Source organism: Phenylobacterium sp. (genome assembly GCF_036502675.1).
Lineage (GTDB): Bacteria > Pseudomonadota > Alphaproteobacteria > Caulobacterales > Caulobacteraceae > Phenylobacterium.
The window spans coordinates 20,454-34,249 of record NZ_DASXYF010000126.1 but is presented as its reverse complement, the minus strand read 5'-3'; the positions used below and the strand labels follow the sequence as shown (position 1 = coordinate 34,249).

The following is a 13,796-nucleotide window of genomic DNA, read 5'->3' as shown; positions in this document are numbered from 1 at the left end:
CTATGTGAGCAAGATGTGGCTGACGGTGCAGATCGCGCTGTGGGGCACCACGCTGGCTGTGCTGTTCGCCATCCCGTTCGGCCTGATGTGCGCGCGCAACGTCTCGCCGGTCTGGCTGCAGCAGCCGATGCGCCTGCTGATGAACCTGTTGCGCTCCGTGCCCGATCTGGTCATCGGCACCGTGTTCATCGTGGCGGTGGGGCTGGGGCCCTTCGCCGGCGTCATGGCGCTGGCGCTGAACACCGGCGGGGTGCTGGCCAAGCTGTTCTCCGAAGCGGTCGAGGCGATCGACCGCGGGCCGGTGGAGATGCGCCGCCTGCCGCTGCTGTTCACCAATTCGCAGAACATGCGGCAGTTCGGACAGGAGTTCCTGCGGCCGGACTTCACCCACCTCGACCTCTATGTGAGCAAGATGTGGCTGACGGTGCAGATCGCGCTCTGGGGCACCTTCCTGGCCGTCCTGATGGCCGTCCCGTTCGGCCTGGCCTGCGCGCGCAACACCGCCCCCGTCTGGCTGCAGCAGCCCATGCGCCTGCTGATGAACCTGCTGCGCTCGATCCCCGACCTGGTGGTGGGCATGCTGTTCCTGGTGGCGGTGGGGCCGGGACCGCTGGCCGGCGTGCTGGCCATCGCCCTCAACACCGGCGCGGTGCTGGCCAAGCTGTTCTCGGAGGCCGTGGAGTCCATCGAGGCCGGCCCGGTGGAGGGCGTGCGCGCCACCGGCGCGGTGCGCCTGCAGGAGATCATCTGGGGCGTGCTGCCGCAGGTGGCGCCGCTCTGGACCTCCTACGGCCTCTACCGCCTGGAATCCAACGCCCGCTCGGCGACGGTGCTGGGCCTGATCGGGGCCGGCGGCATCGGCCAGACGCTGTTCGAAACCATCAACAGCTTCGGCTACAACCAGGTCTCCGCCATCGTGGTGGTGATCGTGGTGGCGGTGTCGCTCATCGACTTCCTGTCGCAGATCATCCGCAGCCGCCTGCTCTGATCCGGTTACGGAGCGTCCGGCCGAGAGCGATCACGAAACCGTCGCAAATCGGAATCCCAGCCGTCACATCACTGACGCCAGAACGTCACGGAACCTTCCGGGGACTGTCACGGGACCTCGTTAAGCGGACCCTACCCTGATCGAACCTGATCCAGGGCCTGGGGATAGCTACAAGGATCCGACCATGAAGATTTCGACCTCGCTGCTGGGCGGGGCCGGGCTGGGCGCCGTGCTGGCGCTTGGCCTCGGCGCCAGTGCTCAGGCGCAGGAGACCACGACCGCCTGGAAAGGCGCGCCGCAATGGACGAACGACGACGTTCAGTTCAAGGTTCGCGGCCGAATCCTGCTGGACTACGTCTACCAGAAGGTCGACCGGGTCGCCCCGCTGCCGGACTACAAGACCAGCAACATCCGCGGCCGCCAGGTGTTCCTCGGCGTCGAAGGCAAGCTCAACAACTCCATTGCCTACAAGGCCGAAGGCGGCGCCGTGAACGGCGGCGCGTGGGCCTGGGACGACGTGGTCATCGAGTACAAGCCCACCGAGATGACCTCGATCATGGTCGGCAACATCAAGGCCGCCGGCCTCGAGAACATGACCTCCACCCGCTTCACCACCTTCATGGACCGCGGCCCCTACGGCGACATGGGCCCCGATTCCTACGTCCTCTCGGTGGTCGGCAAGGCCAACGGCATGAACTGGACCGTGACGGGCGCGGTGCAGGGCGCCAGCATCAACAACGCCGACGTCAACAACACCGCCACCGGCAACCCGGGCAGCACCGAGCGGGCGGGCGGAACGGTCCGCGTCACCTACGCGCCGATCCTGACCGACATCGACAAGCTGCACCTGGGCGCCTACGCCCGCTACCGCAACCACGGCGACGAAAGCGCCTTCGCCTTCGCCGGCCGGCCCAACACCAACTACGGCGACTCCGGCCGCTACTACACGACCGGCGGCGTCGGCAACACCGACACCACGATCGGCGCCGAGGCGGCGTTCATCCACAAGAACTTCTCGGTCCAGGGCGAATATTCCGACATCAAGGTCAACCGCCTGCAGACCGTCGCCGCCGGCACTGACCCGCACGTCAAAGTGGGCTATGTGTTCGCCAGCTTCTGGCCCACCGGCGAAATGCGCAACTACGACGCCACCAAGGGCGAGTTCGGCCGCCCGAAGATCCTCGACCCGATCACCGCCGGCGGTTTCGGCGGGGTGGAGCTGGCCGTGCGCTACGACTACGCCGACCTGACCGAGGCCTACAAGACCGCCGGCAGCGCCGCCGCCCGCACCCTGTCGCAGGACGCCGGCAAGTACACGGCCTGGACGGTGGGGGCCAACTACTACCCCACGGCCTACGCCCGGCTGCAGGCGAACTACACGCACTCGAAGATCAACAACCCCGGTCCCGGCCGCGACGTCGACGCCGATACCTTCCAGATGCGCGCCCAGATCGATTTCTAGGCCGCGCAAAATCAGAATCGGAGACCTTCAATGAAAAAGCTTCTGGCCTGCGCCGCTGCGGCGGCGGCGATCTTCCCGGCCACCGGGGCCTGGGCGGCGCGCGACTACGTTTGGGCGGCCGGCTCCTCGACAGTGTTCCCGTTCTCCAGCCGGGTGGCCGAGAACTTCGCCAAGAAGTCCGGTAAGAAGACGCCCAAGGTCGAGAGCCTCGGCACCGGCGGCGGCATCAAGCTGTTCTGCGGCGGCATGGGCGACGCCTTCCCGGACATCGCCAACGCCTCGCGGCCGATGAAGAAGTCGGAGTTCGACGCCTGCGCGTCCAAGGGCGTGAAGGACATCGTCCAGATCAAGGTGGGCTTCGACGGCATCGTCGTGGCCACGGACAAGAGCGGCCCGGATTATGCGTTCAAGGTCGAGCATCTGTACCTGGGCCTCGCCTCCCAGGTGCTGCGCGCCGGCAAGTTCGTGAAGAACCCCTACGCCACCTGGGACGAAGTGGGCTCCGGCCTGCCGGGCAACAAGATCCTGGTCTACGGCCCGCCGCCCACCTCCGGCACCCGTGACGCCTTCGTCGAGCTGGCCATCGAGGCGGGCGCGCGCAAGTTCCCCACCGCCGACGCCCTGCGCTCCGACAACGAGAAGAAGTTCAAGGAACTGGTCGACCCGCTGCGCAAGGACGGCTGGGTAGACGCCGGCGAGAACGACAACGCCATCGTCGGCACCATCGAAAAGACCCCGGGCTCGCTGGGCGTGTTCGGCTATTCGTTCCTGGAAGAGAACGCCGACCGGATCAAGGGCTCCTCGGTGAACGGCGTCAAGCCGACCCCCGGTGCGATCGCCGACGGCTCCTATCCGCTGTCGCGCTCACTCTACATCTACGTGAAGAAGGGACAGGTCGGCGTGACCCAGGGCCTGCAGGAGTTCGTCGACGAGTTCGTCTCCGACGCGGCCACCGGCCGGGGCGGCTACCTGCAGAGCCGCGGGCTGATCCCGCTGCCTCCCGGCCAGCACGACGCCCAGAAGGCCCTGGCCGAGAAGCTGCCGTCGATGGCGCGCCCCGCTTCCTGACCACGACGCGACATCCCCTCCTGCGCCGCGTCCCTCAAGGGGCGCGGCGTCTTTTTTTGTCCTGCGCACATTCCGCCGCGACCGCCTGCGGAACCGGATGCGGCGGCGCCCGCCAACGCCAGGCCCGGGTCAGGCGGCGGCCCAGCCGCTGGACAGGGCGCTCGACCAGCCGGTAGGCCACGACCGCGGCCGCCAGCGAGGCCGCCGCCGCCAGCAGGATCGCCAGGGTCAGCGGCGCCTGCTTCAGCGCGACCAGCACCGCCCAACCGACGATTCCGTGCAGCAGGTAGACCGAATAGCTGGTGTCCGAGAGAAGGCGCACGAGACGGCGCTCCGGAAGCGCGACGTTCGCCAGGGCGATGAACAGCAGCAGGGCGTAGGTCACCGAGATCAGGTAGGAGTTCGCGACCGGCAGGAAGCCGGTGTGGATCGACCGCACGCCCCACTGGAAGACGCCGTAGGCCGCCAGCAGGTAACCCAGGCCCCATGGCGCCGACAGCCGGCGGCGCGCCAGCCACCAGTACACCGTCTGCCCCATCACCAGGATGGGCAGGTAGCAGGCCGTCGCGGCGAACAGGAAGAACTGGCCGCCGAACGCCCTCGCCTTCCAGACAACCAGCGCCACGAACGCCAGGTTGAGGGCGATGCGGTGCGGCGAGCCGCGGGCGAACTGGGTCGCCGCCGTCAGGGCGTAGAACACCACCTCGATCACCAGGGTCCAGGCCACGCCCAGCAACACCACCTGGGGAATCACCAGGTAGTTGGCGAGCGTCAGGTTCAGCAGGAGGTTGCGGACCGTCACGTCGCCCTGGGGCGCCAGGAAGGCCGCCGAGAGGCCCACGGCGACCGCGAGCATCGGATAGATCCGCAGGACGCGCTTCACCACGAACTCACCGACGCCTTCCACCCGCGCGCGGTCGCTGATGATGAACCCGCTGATCAGGAAGAAGAGGGCGACCCCGAACCACCCGAAATCCTGGATGATCCCCAAGGGCGCGGCGACGGCGTCGCGCACGGCCTGGGCCGGTCCGAACACCCGGCCCAGGCCTGCCGGGATGACGACGGCGAGATGGTCCCACGCCACCAGCCAGGCCGCGGCGGCCCGGAGATAGTCGAGGAAGACGTATCGGTCGTCGTCGGCGCGCGCGGTCCCCATGCGCTGCTCTCCCTAGCCGGCGCCCGGACGCCGCCAATAGCCGGGACCGCGCCGGTGCGGGCCGGCGTCCGCTTCGCGCGAAAGGCTTCAGGCCGCCTTCGGCCGCCGCCGGACCCGCGCCAGCCGCCGCAGCCGGCGCCAGAACCGGGTCTTCTCCGGCTCGGGATAGGGCTGCAGGTTGCGCACGAAGTCCTCGGCGCAGGCGCGCCAGGAGAAGCCCTCGGCGAAGGCGCGCACCGCCTTGCGGTCGAGCTTGAGCGCGTCGAGGCAGGCTTCCCGCAGGCCCTCGGTGGCGCTGTGGGCCAAGGCGCCTGCGCCCGAACCCGGCAGGATGTCGATCGGCCCCGGCGCCGGATAGGCCGCCACCGGCGTGCCGGCGGCCATGGCCTCCAGCAGCACCAGGCCGAAGGTGTCGGTGAGCGAGGGGAAGACGAACAGGTCGGCGCAGGCGTAATGCGCGGCGAGCTCGGCGCCGAATTTCGAGCCGGTGAACACCACGTCGGGATATCTCAGCGCCAGCTCCTCCCGCTGCGGCCCGTCGCCCACCACCACCTTGGTCCCCGGCAGGTCGATCCCCAGGAAGGCCTCTATGTTCTTCTCCACCGCCACCCGGCCCACATAGAGGGAGACGGGACGCGCCAGGGCCTCGAACACGTCGGGCTCGTCCGGCGCCCGCGGGCGGAAGACCTGGGTGTCGACGCCGCGCGACCAGGCGGAGATGTTGCGGAAGCCGTGGCGCGAGAGCTCGTCGCGCATGGTGGGGGTGGCCACCATCAGCCGCCCCGACGGCTTGTGGAACCACTTCATGTAGGCGTAGCCCGCCGCCAGCGGCAGCGGCAGCCGGGCCGAGACGTATTCCGGGAAGCGGGTGTGGTAGCTGGTGGTGAAGGGCAGCTTCCACTCCACGCAGATCCGCCGCGCCGCCAGGCCGATCGGGCCCTCGGTGGCGATGTGGATCGCCTCGGGCTCGAAGGCCTTGAACCGCTCCTGCACCGGCTCGTAGACCCCCAGCGCCACCTTGATCTCCGGGTAGGTAGGCAGCGGGAAGGTCTTGAACTGGTCGGGGCTCACGACCTCCACGGCATGGCCCAGGTCGCGCAGCTCCTGCACCACGCGGGTCAGGGTGCGGACCACCCCGTTCACCTGCGGCTCCCAGGCGTCGGTGGCCACCAGGATGCGCAGCGGCCGGTAGCTGTCGCCGGGCGGGATGATCGCCTCGCGCAGGCGCACCGGCGGCGGCTTGTTGGCCGGCGCCACGGCCTGAGCCTGGATCCAGGCCCAGAAGGCGCCCAGCAGCGCCTCCTTGGTGGGGAAATGGCGGTAGACCGTCCGCTCGCCCAGCCCCGCCTCGGCGGCCACGTCGGCGAAGCTCAGCTCCTCCAGCTGCCCCGCCTCGAGCTGGCGGGCCACGGCGCGCAGGATCTGCTCACGAGTCGCCGCCTTCTGACGGTCTCGCAGGCTGACGGGGCTCGGCGGGATCATGGCAGCGGCACTGTCAGGAATTCGCAGGCGGTGTCAATCTGACCGACGTGCGCGCCGCTAGGCCAGGACCGGGGCCGGCTCGCCGCTCACGGGCTTGTGTTTGCGATCGAGGCGCGACCAGGCGCGGACCTTGGCCCAGTCCAGGATCTCCAGCCGCCCGTCCGGGTGCTCCACCAGGGCGGTGCAGCTCTCCACCCAGTCGCCGTCGTTGGCGTAGGTCACCCCGGCGATCTGGCGCACCTCGGCCTTGTGGATGTGGCCGCAGATCACCCCGTCGACCCCGCGCCGGCGCGCCTCGTCGGCCACGGCGCTCTCGAAGGCGTCGACGAACTGTACGGCGTTCTTCACCCGGCCCTTCAGATAGGCCGAGAGGCTCCAGTAGCCGAAGCCCAGCCGCCGCCGCGCCCGGTTGAACAGGGTGTTGGCCGCCAGCAGCAGGCCGTAGCTCCAGTCCCCGAGCCGCGCCAGCCACGGGGCGACCTGCACCAGGCCGTCGAAGGCGTCCCCGTGGGTCACCAGGAACCGGCGGCCGTCGGCGGTCACGTGCACGGTGTCGCGCACCACCACCACGCCGCCGAAATGCACGCCGCAGAAGTCGCGCATCATCTCGTCATGGTTGCCGGGCACATAGATCACCGAGACGCCCTTGCGGGCCAGACGCAGCACCTTCTGGACCACGTCGTTGTGGCTCTGCGGCCAGAACCAGCCGCGCCGCAGGCGCCAGCCGTCGATGATGTCGCCCACCAGATAGAGGGTTTCGCACTCGATATGCCGGATGAAATCCAACAGCAGCTCGGCCTGGCAGCCGCGGGTCCCCAGGTGGATGTCGGAGATGAACACCGCCCGGTAGCGGCGCAGATCCGGATCGCCCATCAACGTCCCCCAGACGGCCTGATTTGCCTGCCGGATAGGCTGATTGCATGTCGTTTTAATGAAAGGCCGGAAGGCCGCTGGCGCCGCAGCGCAACACCCTGCTACGGGGACGCTCGGAAGACCTCTCAAGGTCGATAAGATTTGGGCTCGATGGACGGCCGCACCTATCCCGCCAAGGAGACGCCGAAGTCTCTGCGCACCCGCGCGCGGATTCTCGACGCGGCGATGAACCTGTTCGCCCGGGTGGGCTATCACGCGGCCACCAACGGCATGATCGCCGACGCGGCCAAGCTCACCCGCGGCGCCATGCTCTACCATTTCGCCAGCCGCGAGGACCTGGTGGCCGCCGCCGTCGCCCACATCGAGGTGGAGCGCGCGCGCCTGTTCGAGCGCGCCGCCGCCACGCCGCCGGCCGGCGGCGTCGACGCCGCCGAGCACGCCATCGACGCCTACTGGGCGCTGCTGCACGAGGTCCCCTTCGTGGCCTTCGCCGAGCTGGAGGCCGCCGCCCGCAGCGACGGGATGCTGCGCGAGCGCCTGGCCAAGGCCCAGAGCGCCTTCGACCACGCCCAGGTGGGCGACCGCTTCCTGGCGCTGGCCCGCGCCGGCGACGACCCGCGCTTCCAGACCAGCCGCGACCTCGGCCGCTTCCTGCTGGAGGGCCTGGCCCGCGGCTCGCTCACCTACGACCAGGAGATCCGCCGCGAGCGCCTGCTGGCGGTGGTCAAGCGCGCCGTGCGCATGCTGAACCGCAAGGGCGACCTGCAGGACCTCTGGCCGGAATAGGCTGAGAATATACCCCTCGCCCCGGAATCGGGGGGAGAGGGCGCGCCAATCCTATTCCGCCGGCTCGTCCGTGCCCATCGGCCGCTCGGCGAGGTCGCGCAGGTACTGGCCGTATTCGCTCTTGGCCTGGGCGCGGCCGAGGGCGGCCAGCTGCTGGCGGTCGATCCAGCCCCGGCGGAAGGCCACCTCCTCCAGGCAACCGATGCGCAGGCCCTGGCGCTGCTCCAGGGTGCGGATCAGCTCGCCCGCCTGGATCAGGCTGTCATGGGTGCCGGTGTCCAACCAGGCGAAGCCGCGGCCCAGCAGCTGGACGTGCAGGTCGCCAGCGTCGAGATAGCACTGGTTGAGGGCGGTGATCTCCAGCTCGTTGCGGACCGACGGCTGCAGCGACTTGGCGAAGGCGCTGGCGCGGCCGTCGTAGAAATAGAGCCCGGTGACCGCGTGGTTCGACTTCGGCGCCGCGGGCTTCTCCTCGATGCCCAGCACCCGGCCGTCCGGGGTCATCTCCACCACGCCGTAGCGCTCGGGGTCCTGCACGGTGTAGCCGAACACCGTGGCCCCGTGGATGCGGGCGTCCGCCGCCTGCAGCAGCCGCCCGAACCCCTGGCCGAAGAAGATGTTGTCGCCCAGGATCATCACGCTGGGCTCGCCGCCCACGAAATCCTCGCCCAGGATATAGGCCTGGGCCAGGCCGTCGGGCTTTTCCTGGACGACGTATTCGAACCGGCAGCCGATCTGCGAGCCGTCGCCGAGCAGGCGCTTGAACCCCGCCTGGTCCTCCGGCGTGGTGATGATCAGGATCTCGCGCACGCCGGCCAGCAGCAGCACCGAGATCGGGTAATAGATCATCGGCTTGTCGTAGATCGGCAGCAGCTGCTTGGAGACCGCCAGCGTCAGCGGGTGCAGGCGGGTGCCGGAGCCGCCGGCCAGGACGATGCCTTTTCTCATGCGGGAGCCAGCTGGGGTTGCATCTCGGCGATCACGTCCTCCAGCGCCTCCTGCCAGGGGCGTAGCTGCAGGCCGAACACCCTGGCCAGCCGCGAGGCGTCCAGCTCGGCGTTCAGCGCCCGGCGGGCCGGCGTCGGGAAGGCGCTGGTGGGCACGGGCTCGATGGCCGGCGCGGGCCGGTCGGGCCAGGCCAGGGCGAAGATCGCCCGGGCCATCTCGACGCGGGTCGCGCAGCCGGAATTCACCACATGCAGCCGCCCCCACTCCGACGCGCCGGCCGGGGCGCGGGCCAGGCGGGCGGCCTGGCTCAGGATGAAGGCCGCCACGTCGCCGGCGGCGGTGGGGCGGGCCCGCTGGTCGTCCACCACCTTGAGGACCGGCTGGGTGTTCGCCAGGCGCAGCATCAGGTGCAGGAAGTTGCTCCCGTACGCCGAGAACAGCCAGGAGACCCGCATCACCGAGGCCCGGTCGCAATAGGCCAGCACGGCCTCCTCGCCGGCCAGCTTCGAGGCGCCGTAGACGTGCAGCGGCCCCACCGGGTCCTCCTCCACATAGGCGCCGGCGCCGGCTCCGGAAAACACCATGTCCGTGGAGACCTGCACCAGGGGGACGCCGCGGGCCTGGCAGGCCCTGGCCATCGCCTCGGGCGCGCGGGCGTTGACCGCATAGGCCGCCTCCGGCTCGCTCTCGGCCCGGTCCACGGCGGTGTAGGCGGCGGCATTGAGGACGAGGTCGACCTGCGGCTCGGCCGCGATCGCCCGGGCCACCGCCGCGGGGTCGGCCAGGTCGACGTCGGCGCGGGACAGCGCCTTGACCGCGACGTTGCGGTCCTGGCGCGCCAGGACCTCCCGCGCCAGCTGGCCGGTGGCGCCGAACTGCAGGACCTGCAGCGTCATGCCTTCACAAGACCCAGGCGCTCGGAATGGAAGCCACGGTCACGGATCCCCTGCCACCAGTCGCGGTTCTCCACATACCAACGCACGGTGTCATGCAATCCGTCGCCCAGCGCGCGCGTGGGCGCCCAGCCCAGTTCGCGCATCAACTTGGACGCGTCGATGGAATAGCGGAAGTCATGGCCCGGCCGGTCGGCGACGAACGCGATCCGCTCGGCGTGGCCGATGTTGGCCGGCGCCAGCCGGTCAAGGCTGGCGCAGAGGGTGCGCACCACCTCGATGTTGCGCTGGGTCGAGTCGCCGCCGACCAGGTAGGTCTCGCCCAGCCGGCCTTTCTGCAGCACCAGCAGCAAGGCCTCGGCGTGGTCGTCCACGTGCAGCCAGTCGCGCACCTGCCGGCCATCGCCGTAGACCGGGATCGACTTGCCCTCCAGCGCCCGCAAGATGACCGTCGGGATCAGCTTCTCCGGAAACTGGTAGGGGCCGTAGTTGTTGGCGCAGTTGGTCAGCACCACCGGCAGGCCGAAGGTGCGGCCCCAGGCGCGCACCAGATGGTCGGCGCCGGCCTTGCTGGCCGAATAGGGCGAGTTGGGATCGTAGGGGGTGTCCTCGCAGAACGCGCCCTCCTCGCCCAGCGCCCCGAACACCTCGTCGGTCGAGACGTGGTGGAAGCGGAACCGCTCCCCGGCCGCGTCCTCCAGTCCCCGCCAGTAGGCCCGCGCGGCCTCCAGCAGCACGGCGGTGCCCAGCACGTTGGTCCGCACGAAGATCAGCGGGTCCTCGATCGCCCGGTCGTTGTGGCTCTCGGCGCCCAGGTGCATCACCGCGTCGGGCCGGTGGCGGGCGAACACTCCGGACACGGCGGCCGCGTCGGCCACGTCGACGTGCTCGAAGGCGTAGCGGGGCGAGTTCGCCACGCCGGCCACGTTCTCCAGGTTGGCCGAGTAGGTGAGCGCGTCGAGGTTCACCACCTCGTGGCCGTCGGCGACGGCGCGGCGCACGACCGCCGATCCGATGAACCCGGCGCCGCCGGTGATCAGGATTTTCATCGGGCCGTTCGCAGGTGAGGGCGGCGGGCCCGCCGCATCGTGTCGCGCATCCGGCAGCCTCATACAGCGAAATGCCGTCCACTCAAGGCTTTGCGGCTTGAGACGGGCGGTCGCGGGGCCTACACTGACGCCTTCCGCCCACCAAAATGCCAGGCTGAGTGCGCTTCGCCGCAGGCCGTCCCGGCGCGAGCCGGCGCTTTTCGCGCCCTGGAGAGCCCGGCTTGGAGCCAAGCCCGCAACAGCCCGAGACCCGCCGCGCCCGCGGCCCGGGCCGGACCGGCCGCGACCTGACCCGCGGACCGATCGGGCGGACGCTGCTGCTGTTCGCCCTGCCGGTGATGGCCAGCAACATGCTGCAGTCGCTGAGCGGCTCGACCAATGTGGCGTGGATCAGCCACGCCCTGGGCGAGGCGGCGCTGACCGCCGCCTCCAACGCCAACATCATCCTGTTCCTGCTGCTGGGCGCGGCCTTCGGCGCCTCGATGGCGGCGAACCTGCTGATCGGCCAGGCCATCGGATCGGGCGACGAAGCCCTGGCGCGCAAGGTGGTGGGCAGCGCCACCGTCTTCTTCATCGTCCTCTCCCTGACGGTGGGCGTGAGCGGCTTCTTCCTGACGCCTACGATCCTCGGCCTGCTGCACACGCCGCCGGACGCCAAGGCCTACGCCATCGCCTACCTGCGGGTGATCTTCGTGGCGATGCCGTTCATGTACTTCTTCAATTTCCTGATGATGGCCCAGCGGGCCACGGGCGATTCGCGCACGCCGTTCTTCTTCTCGCTGGCGGCGGTGGGCACGGACATGGTCCTGAACCCGACGCTGATCATGGGCCTGGGTCCCGCGCCGCGCCTGGGGATCGCCGGCTCGGCGCTCTCCACCCTCACCGCGCAGACGCTCACCCTGTTCGCGATGCTCTATTACCTGCACCGCAAAAACAGCGTGCTGATCCTGCGGCGCAGCGAGTGGCGGCTGCTCCGCCCCGACTTCGCGATCATCCGCACCCTGGCGACCAAGGGCCTGCCCATGGCGATCCAGATGGTGGTGGTGTCGGGCTCGGCGGTGATGATGATCTCGATGGTCAACAGCTACGGGGTGCACACCGCCGCGGCCTACGGCGCCGCCAGCCAGCTGTGGACCTATGTGCAGATGCCCGCCATGGCGGTGGGGGCCGCGGTCTCGGCCATGGCGGCCCAGAGCGTCGGCGCCGGGCGGATGGACCGGCTGGACCGCATCGCGCTGCTGGGATCGCTCTACGCCATGCTGATGAGCGCCGGGCCGATCCTGCTGATCTACCTGTTCGAGCCGGTGATGCTACGCCTCTTCCTGCCGCCGGGCAGCCCCTCGATCGCCATCGCCATGCACATCAACACCATCGTGCTCTGGGCCTTCGTGTTCTTCGGGGTGACCTTCGCGCTGGCCGGCATCGTGCGGGCCACCGGGGCGGTCTGGCCGCCGCTGCTGGTCATGGTGGTGGCCATGTGGGCGTTCCGCGTGCCGGCGGCCAAGCTGCTGCAGCCGGCGCTGGGGGCCGACGCCATCTGGTGGAGCTTTCCGCTGGGCACCATCATCTCGTGCGGGCTGCTGCTGGCCTATTACCGCTGGGGCCGCTGGCGCAGCGGCAGGCTGCTGGACGACATGCCGCGCGGCGACGCCCTCGACACCGGCATGGGGCCGCCCTCCGTCGCCGAGGAGACCGAGGCCGCCGCCGACCTCGCCGACGAGGTCAGGCGTTCGAGTCCGTCAGCGCCGAATAGACCAAGGTCCGAAGCTCCCGCCGAATAGCATAGGCGGTGGACGGCAGGAGCTGGGTCATCAGCACCACGGTCACCTCCTCCAGGGGATCGACCCAGAAGGCGGTCGAGGCCGCCCCGCCCCAGTAGAACTCGCCGTTCGACACCGGCAGCAGGGTCTGGGGCGCGTCGAACACCACCGCGAAGCCCAGGCCGAAGCCGATGCCGGCGTTGGTGGATTCCGAGAACAGCGAGCGCGAGAGCATCGTCAGGTCCTGGCCGCCGGGCAGGTGGTTGGCGCACATCAGCTTCAGGGTCTTGGGGGCCAGCAGGCGCTCGCCCTCCAGTGACCCGCCGTTCAGCAGCATGTGGCTGAAGCGCAGGTAGTCCGCCGCCGTCGAGACCAGGCCGCCGCCGCCGGAATAGAAGCCGGGCGGCTGCAGATAGGCGCTGGTCAGCGGGTCGTCCTGCAGCTTCAGCCCGCCCTGCGGCGTCGCGGCGTAGCAGGCGGCGAACCGCGCCTCCTGGCCGGGCGCGACCTGGAAGCCGGTGTCGGACATGCCCAGCGGCGCGAAGATCCGCGCCTGCAGGAAGTCCTGGAACGGAAGGCCGGAGATTCTGCCTACCAGGTAGCCCACGACGTCGGTCGAGACCGAATAATTCCAGGCCTCGCCGGGCGAGAACTCCAGCGGCAGCCCGGCCAGCACCGCCACCATCTCGTCCAGCGTCAGCCTGGCGGGAAGCTCGCCGACGCCCAGCTCGCGGTAGGCGGCGTCCACGTTGGTGCGGTTCTGGAAGCCGTAGGTCAGGCCGGAGGTGTGGCGCAGCAGGTCGACGATCTGCATCGGCCGGTCGGGCGCCCGGGTCAGGTACGCCCCCGCGGTCCCGGCGGTGAACACGCCCAGGTCCGCCCACTCGGGAATGTACTTGCTGACCGGGTCGTCCAGCGCCACGGCGCCTTCCTCCACCAGCATCATCATCGCCACGCTGGTGATGGGCTTGGTCATCGAATAGATGCGGAACAGGGTGTCGTCGGTGCAGCGCACGCCCCGCTCCACGTCGCGCAGGCCCAGCACGGTGGAATGCGCCACCTCGCCCCGCCGGCTGACCACCAGCTGGACGCAGGGCAGCCGGCCCGCCGCCACGTAGCGCTCCTCCAGGAAGCGGTCGATCCGGCGCAGCCGCTCCTTCGAGAATCCCAGCTTGCTCATGCACGCCCTCCGCGGGCCGCCGCCGGCCTCTCCGCCATTCATCTCCGCGCGCCGGGCGGCGTCAATCGCGCCGCGGCTTTCCTCGGGCGGCTTTCGTCCCTAAATCCCGGTGACCGGAGCCTGTTCCGCGCTCCAGCCCAAGGCCGTCACG

The 13,796-nt window shown here is 69.9% G+C and carries 12 protein-coding genes and 1 pseudogene; 5 read left to right on the top strand and 8 right to left on the bottom strand.

Going from position 1 to position 13,796, the window contains the following annotated elements; all coding sequences use genetic code 11:
- Positions 1-13 precede the first annotated feature (13 nt).
- From phnE to VGL30_RS16610, 3 genes are all read left to right on the top strand, one after another.
- On the top strand, positions 14-988 hold the full coding sequence (phnE, locus tag VGL30_RS16620; protein ID WP_331541136.1) for a phosphonate ABC transporter, permease protein PhnE: 975 nt from the start codon (positions 14-16) through the stop codon (positions 986-988).
- Positions 989-1,172: 184 nt separating this feature from the next.
- Positions 1,173-2,450 (top strand): OprO/OprP family phosphate-selective porin, encoded by a 1,278-nt coding sequence (locus tag VGL30_RS16615; RefSeq protein WP_331541134.1) that lies wholly within the window; start codon positions 1,173-1,175, stop codon positions 2,448-2,450.
- A 30-nt stretch (positions 2,451-2,480) separates the two neighbouring features.
- A complete protein-coding gene (locus VGL30_RS16610; RefSeq protein ID WP_331541133.1) occupies positions 2,481-3,518 on the top strand; it encodes a substrate-binding domain-containing protein in 1,038 nt (345 codons plus the stop codon).
- Positions 3,519-3,552: 34 nt separating this feature from the next.
- On the opposite strand, the gene VGL30_RS16605 is transcribed toward VGL30_RS16610, so the two are convergent.
- The 4 genes and pseudogenes from VGL30_RS16605 to VGL30_RS16590 all read right to left on the bottom strand — a co-directional run bounded on the left by VGL30_RS16605 (position 3,553) and on the right by VGL30_RS16590 (position 7,029).
- Positions 3,553-4,674 carry an acyltransferase gene (locus VGL30_RS16605; protein WP_331541132.1) on the bottom strand — a complete coding sequence of 374 codons (1,122 nt, stop codon included), beginning with the start codon at positions 4,672-4,674 and terminating at the stop codon, positions 3,553-3,555.
- Between the two features lie 87 nt (positions 4,675-4,761).
- Positions 4,762-5,856 carry a glycosyltransferase family 1 protein gene (locus tag VGL30_RS16600; RefSeq protein WP_331541135.1) on the bottom strand — a complete coding sequence of 365 codons (1,095 nt, stop codon included), beginning with the start codon at positions 5,854-5,856 and terminating at the stop codon, positions 4,762-4,764.
- A 114-nt stretch (positions 5,857-5,970) separates the two neighbouring features.
- Positions 5,971-6,156: pseudogene (locus tag VGL30_RS16595) on the bottom strand (TetR/AcrR family transcriptional regulator); the annotation flags it as partial.
- Positions 6,157-6,213: 57 nt separating this feature from the next.
- Positions 6,214-7,029 (bottom strand): UDP-2,3-diacylglucosamine diphosphatase, encoded by an 816-nt coding sequence (locus VGL30_RS16590; RefSeq protein WP_331541131.1) that lies wholly within the window; start codon positions 7,027-7,029, stop codon positions 6,214-6,216.
- Between the two features lie 150 nt (positions 7,030-7,179).
- Here VGL30_RS16590 and VGL30_RS16585 point away from each other — a divergent pair, with 150 nt between their 5' ends.
- Complete coding sequence (locus VGL30_RS16585) at positions 7,180-7,815, top strand: helix-turn-helix domain-containing protein (RefSeq protein ID WP_331541130.1); 636 nt, start codon at positions 7,180-7,182, stop codon at positions 7,813-7,815.
- Positions 7,816-7,866: 51 nt separating this feature from the next.
- Here VGL30_RS16585 and rfbA read toward each other — a convergent pair whose 3' ends face one another.
- Genes rfbA through rfbB form a run of 3 tightly spaced genes read right to left on the bottom strand, consistent with a single transcriptional unit; the run spans position 7,867 to position 10,705 of the window.
- Positions 7,867-8,763 carry a glucose-1-phosphate thymidylyltransferase RfbA gene (gene rfbA / locus VGL30_RS16580; protein WP_331541129.1) on the bottom strand — a complete coding sequence of 299 codons (897 nt, stop codon included), beginning with the start codon at positions 8,761-8,763 and terminating at the stop codon, positions 7,867-7,869.
- On the bottom strand, positions 8,760-9,659 hold the full coding sequence (gene rfbD / locus VGL30_RS16575) for a dTDP-4-dehydrorhamnose reductase (RefSeq protein WP_331541128.1): 900 nt from the start codon (positions 9,657-9,659) through the stop codon (positions 8,760-8,762). The genes rfbA and rfbD overlap by 4 nt, the downstream gene beginning before the upstream one ends.
- Positions 9,656-10,705 carry a dTDP-glucose 4,6-dehydratase gene (rfbB, locus tag VGL30_RS16570; protein ID WP_331541127.1) on the bottom strand — a complete coding sequence of 350 codons (1,050 nt, stop codon included), beginning with the start codon at positions 10,703-10,705 and terminating at the stop codon, positions 9,656-9,658. The genes rfbD and rfbB overlap by 4 nt, the downstream gene beginning before the upstream one ends.
- A 221-nt stretch (positions 10,706-10,926) precedes the next feature.
- Between rfbB and VGL30_RS16565 the strand changes: the two genes are divergently transcribed.
- Complete coding sequence (locus tag VGL30_RS16565) at positions 10,927-12,486, top strand: MATE family efflux transporter (protein WP_331541126.1); 1,560 nt, start codon at positions 10,927-10,929, stop codon at positions 12,484-12,486.
- Here the strand turns inward: VGL30_RS16565 and VGL30_RS16560 are convergent.
- Positions 12,428-13,645 (bottom strand): serine hydrolase domain-containing protein, encoded by a 1,218-nt coding sequence (locus tag VGL30_RS16560; RefSeq protein WP_331541125.1) that lies wholly within the window; start codon positions 13,643-13,645, stop codon positions 12,428-12,430. The two genes, VGL30_RS16565 and VGL30_RS16560, sit on opposite strands and share 59 nt — an antisense overlap.
- Between the last annotated feature and the right edge of the window lie 151 nt (positions 13,646-13,796).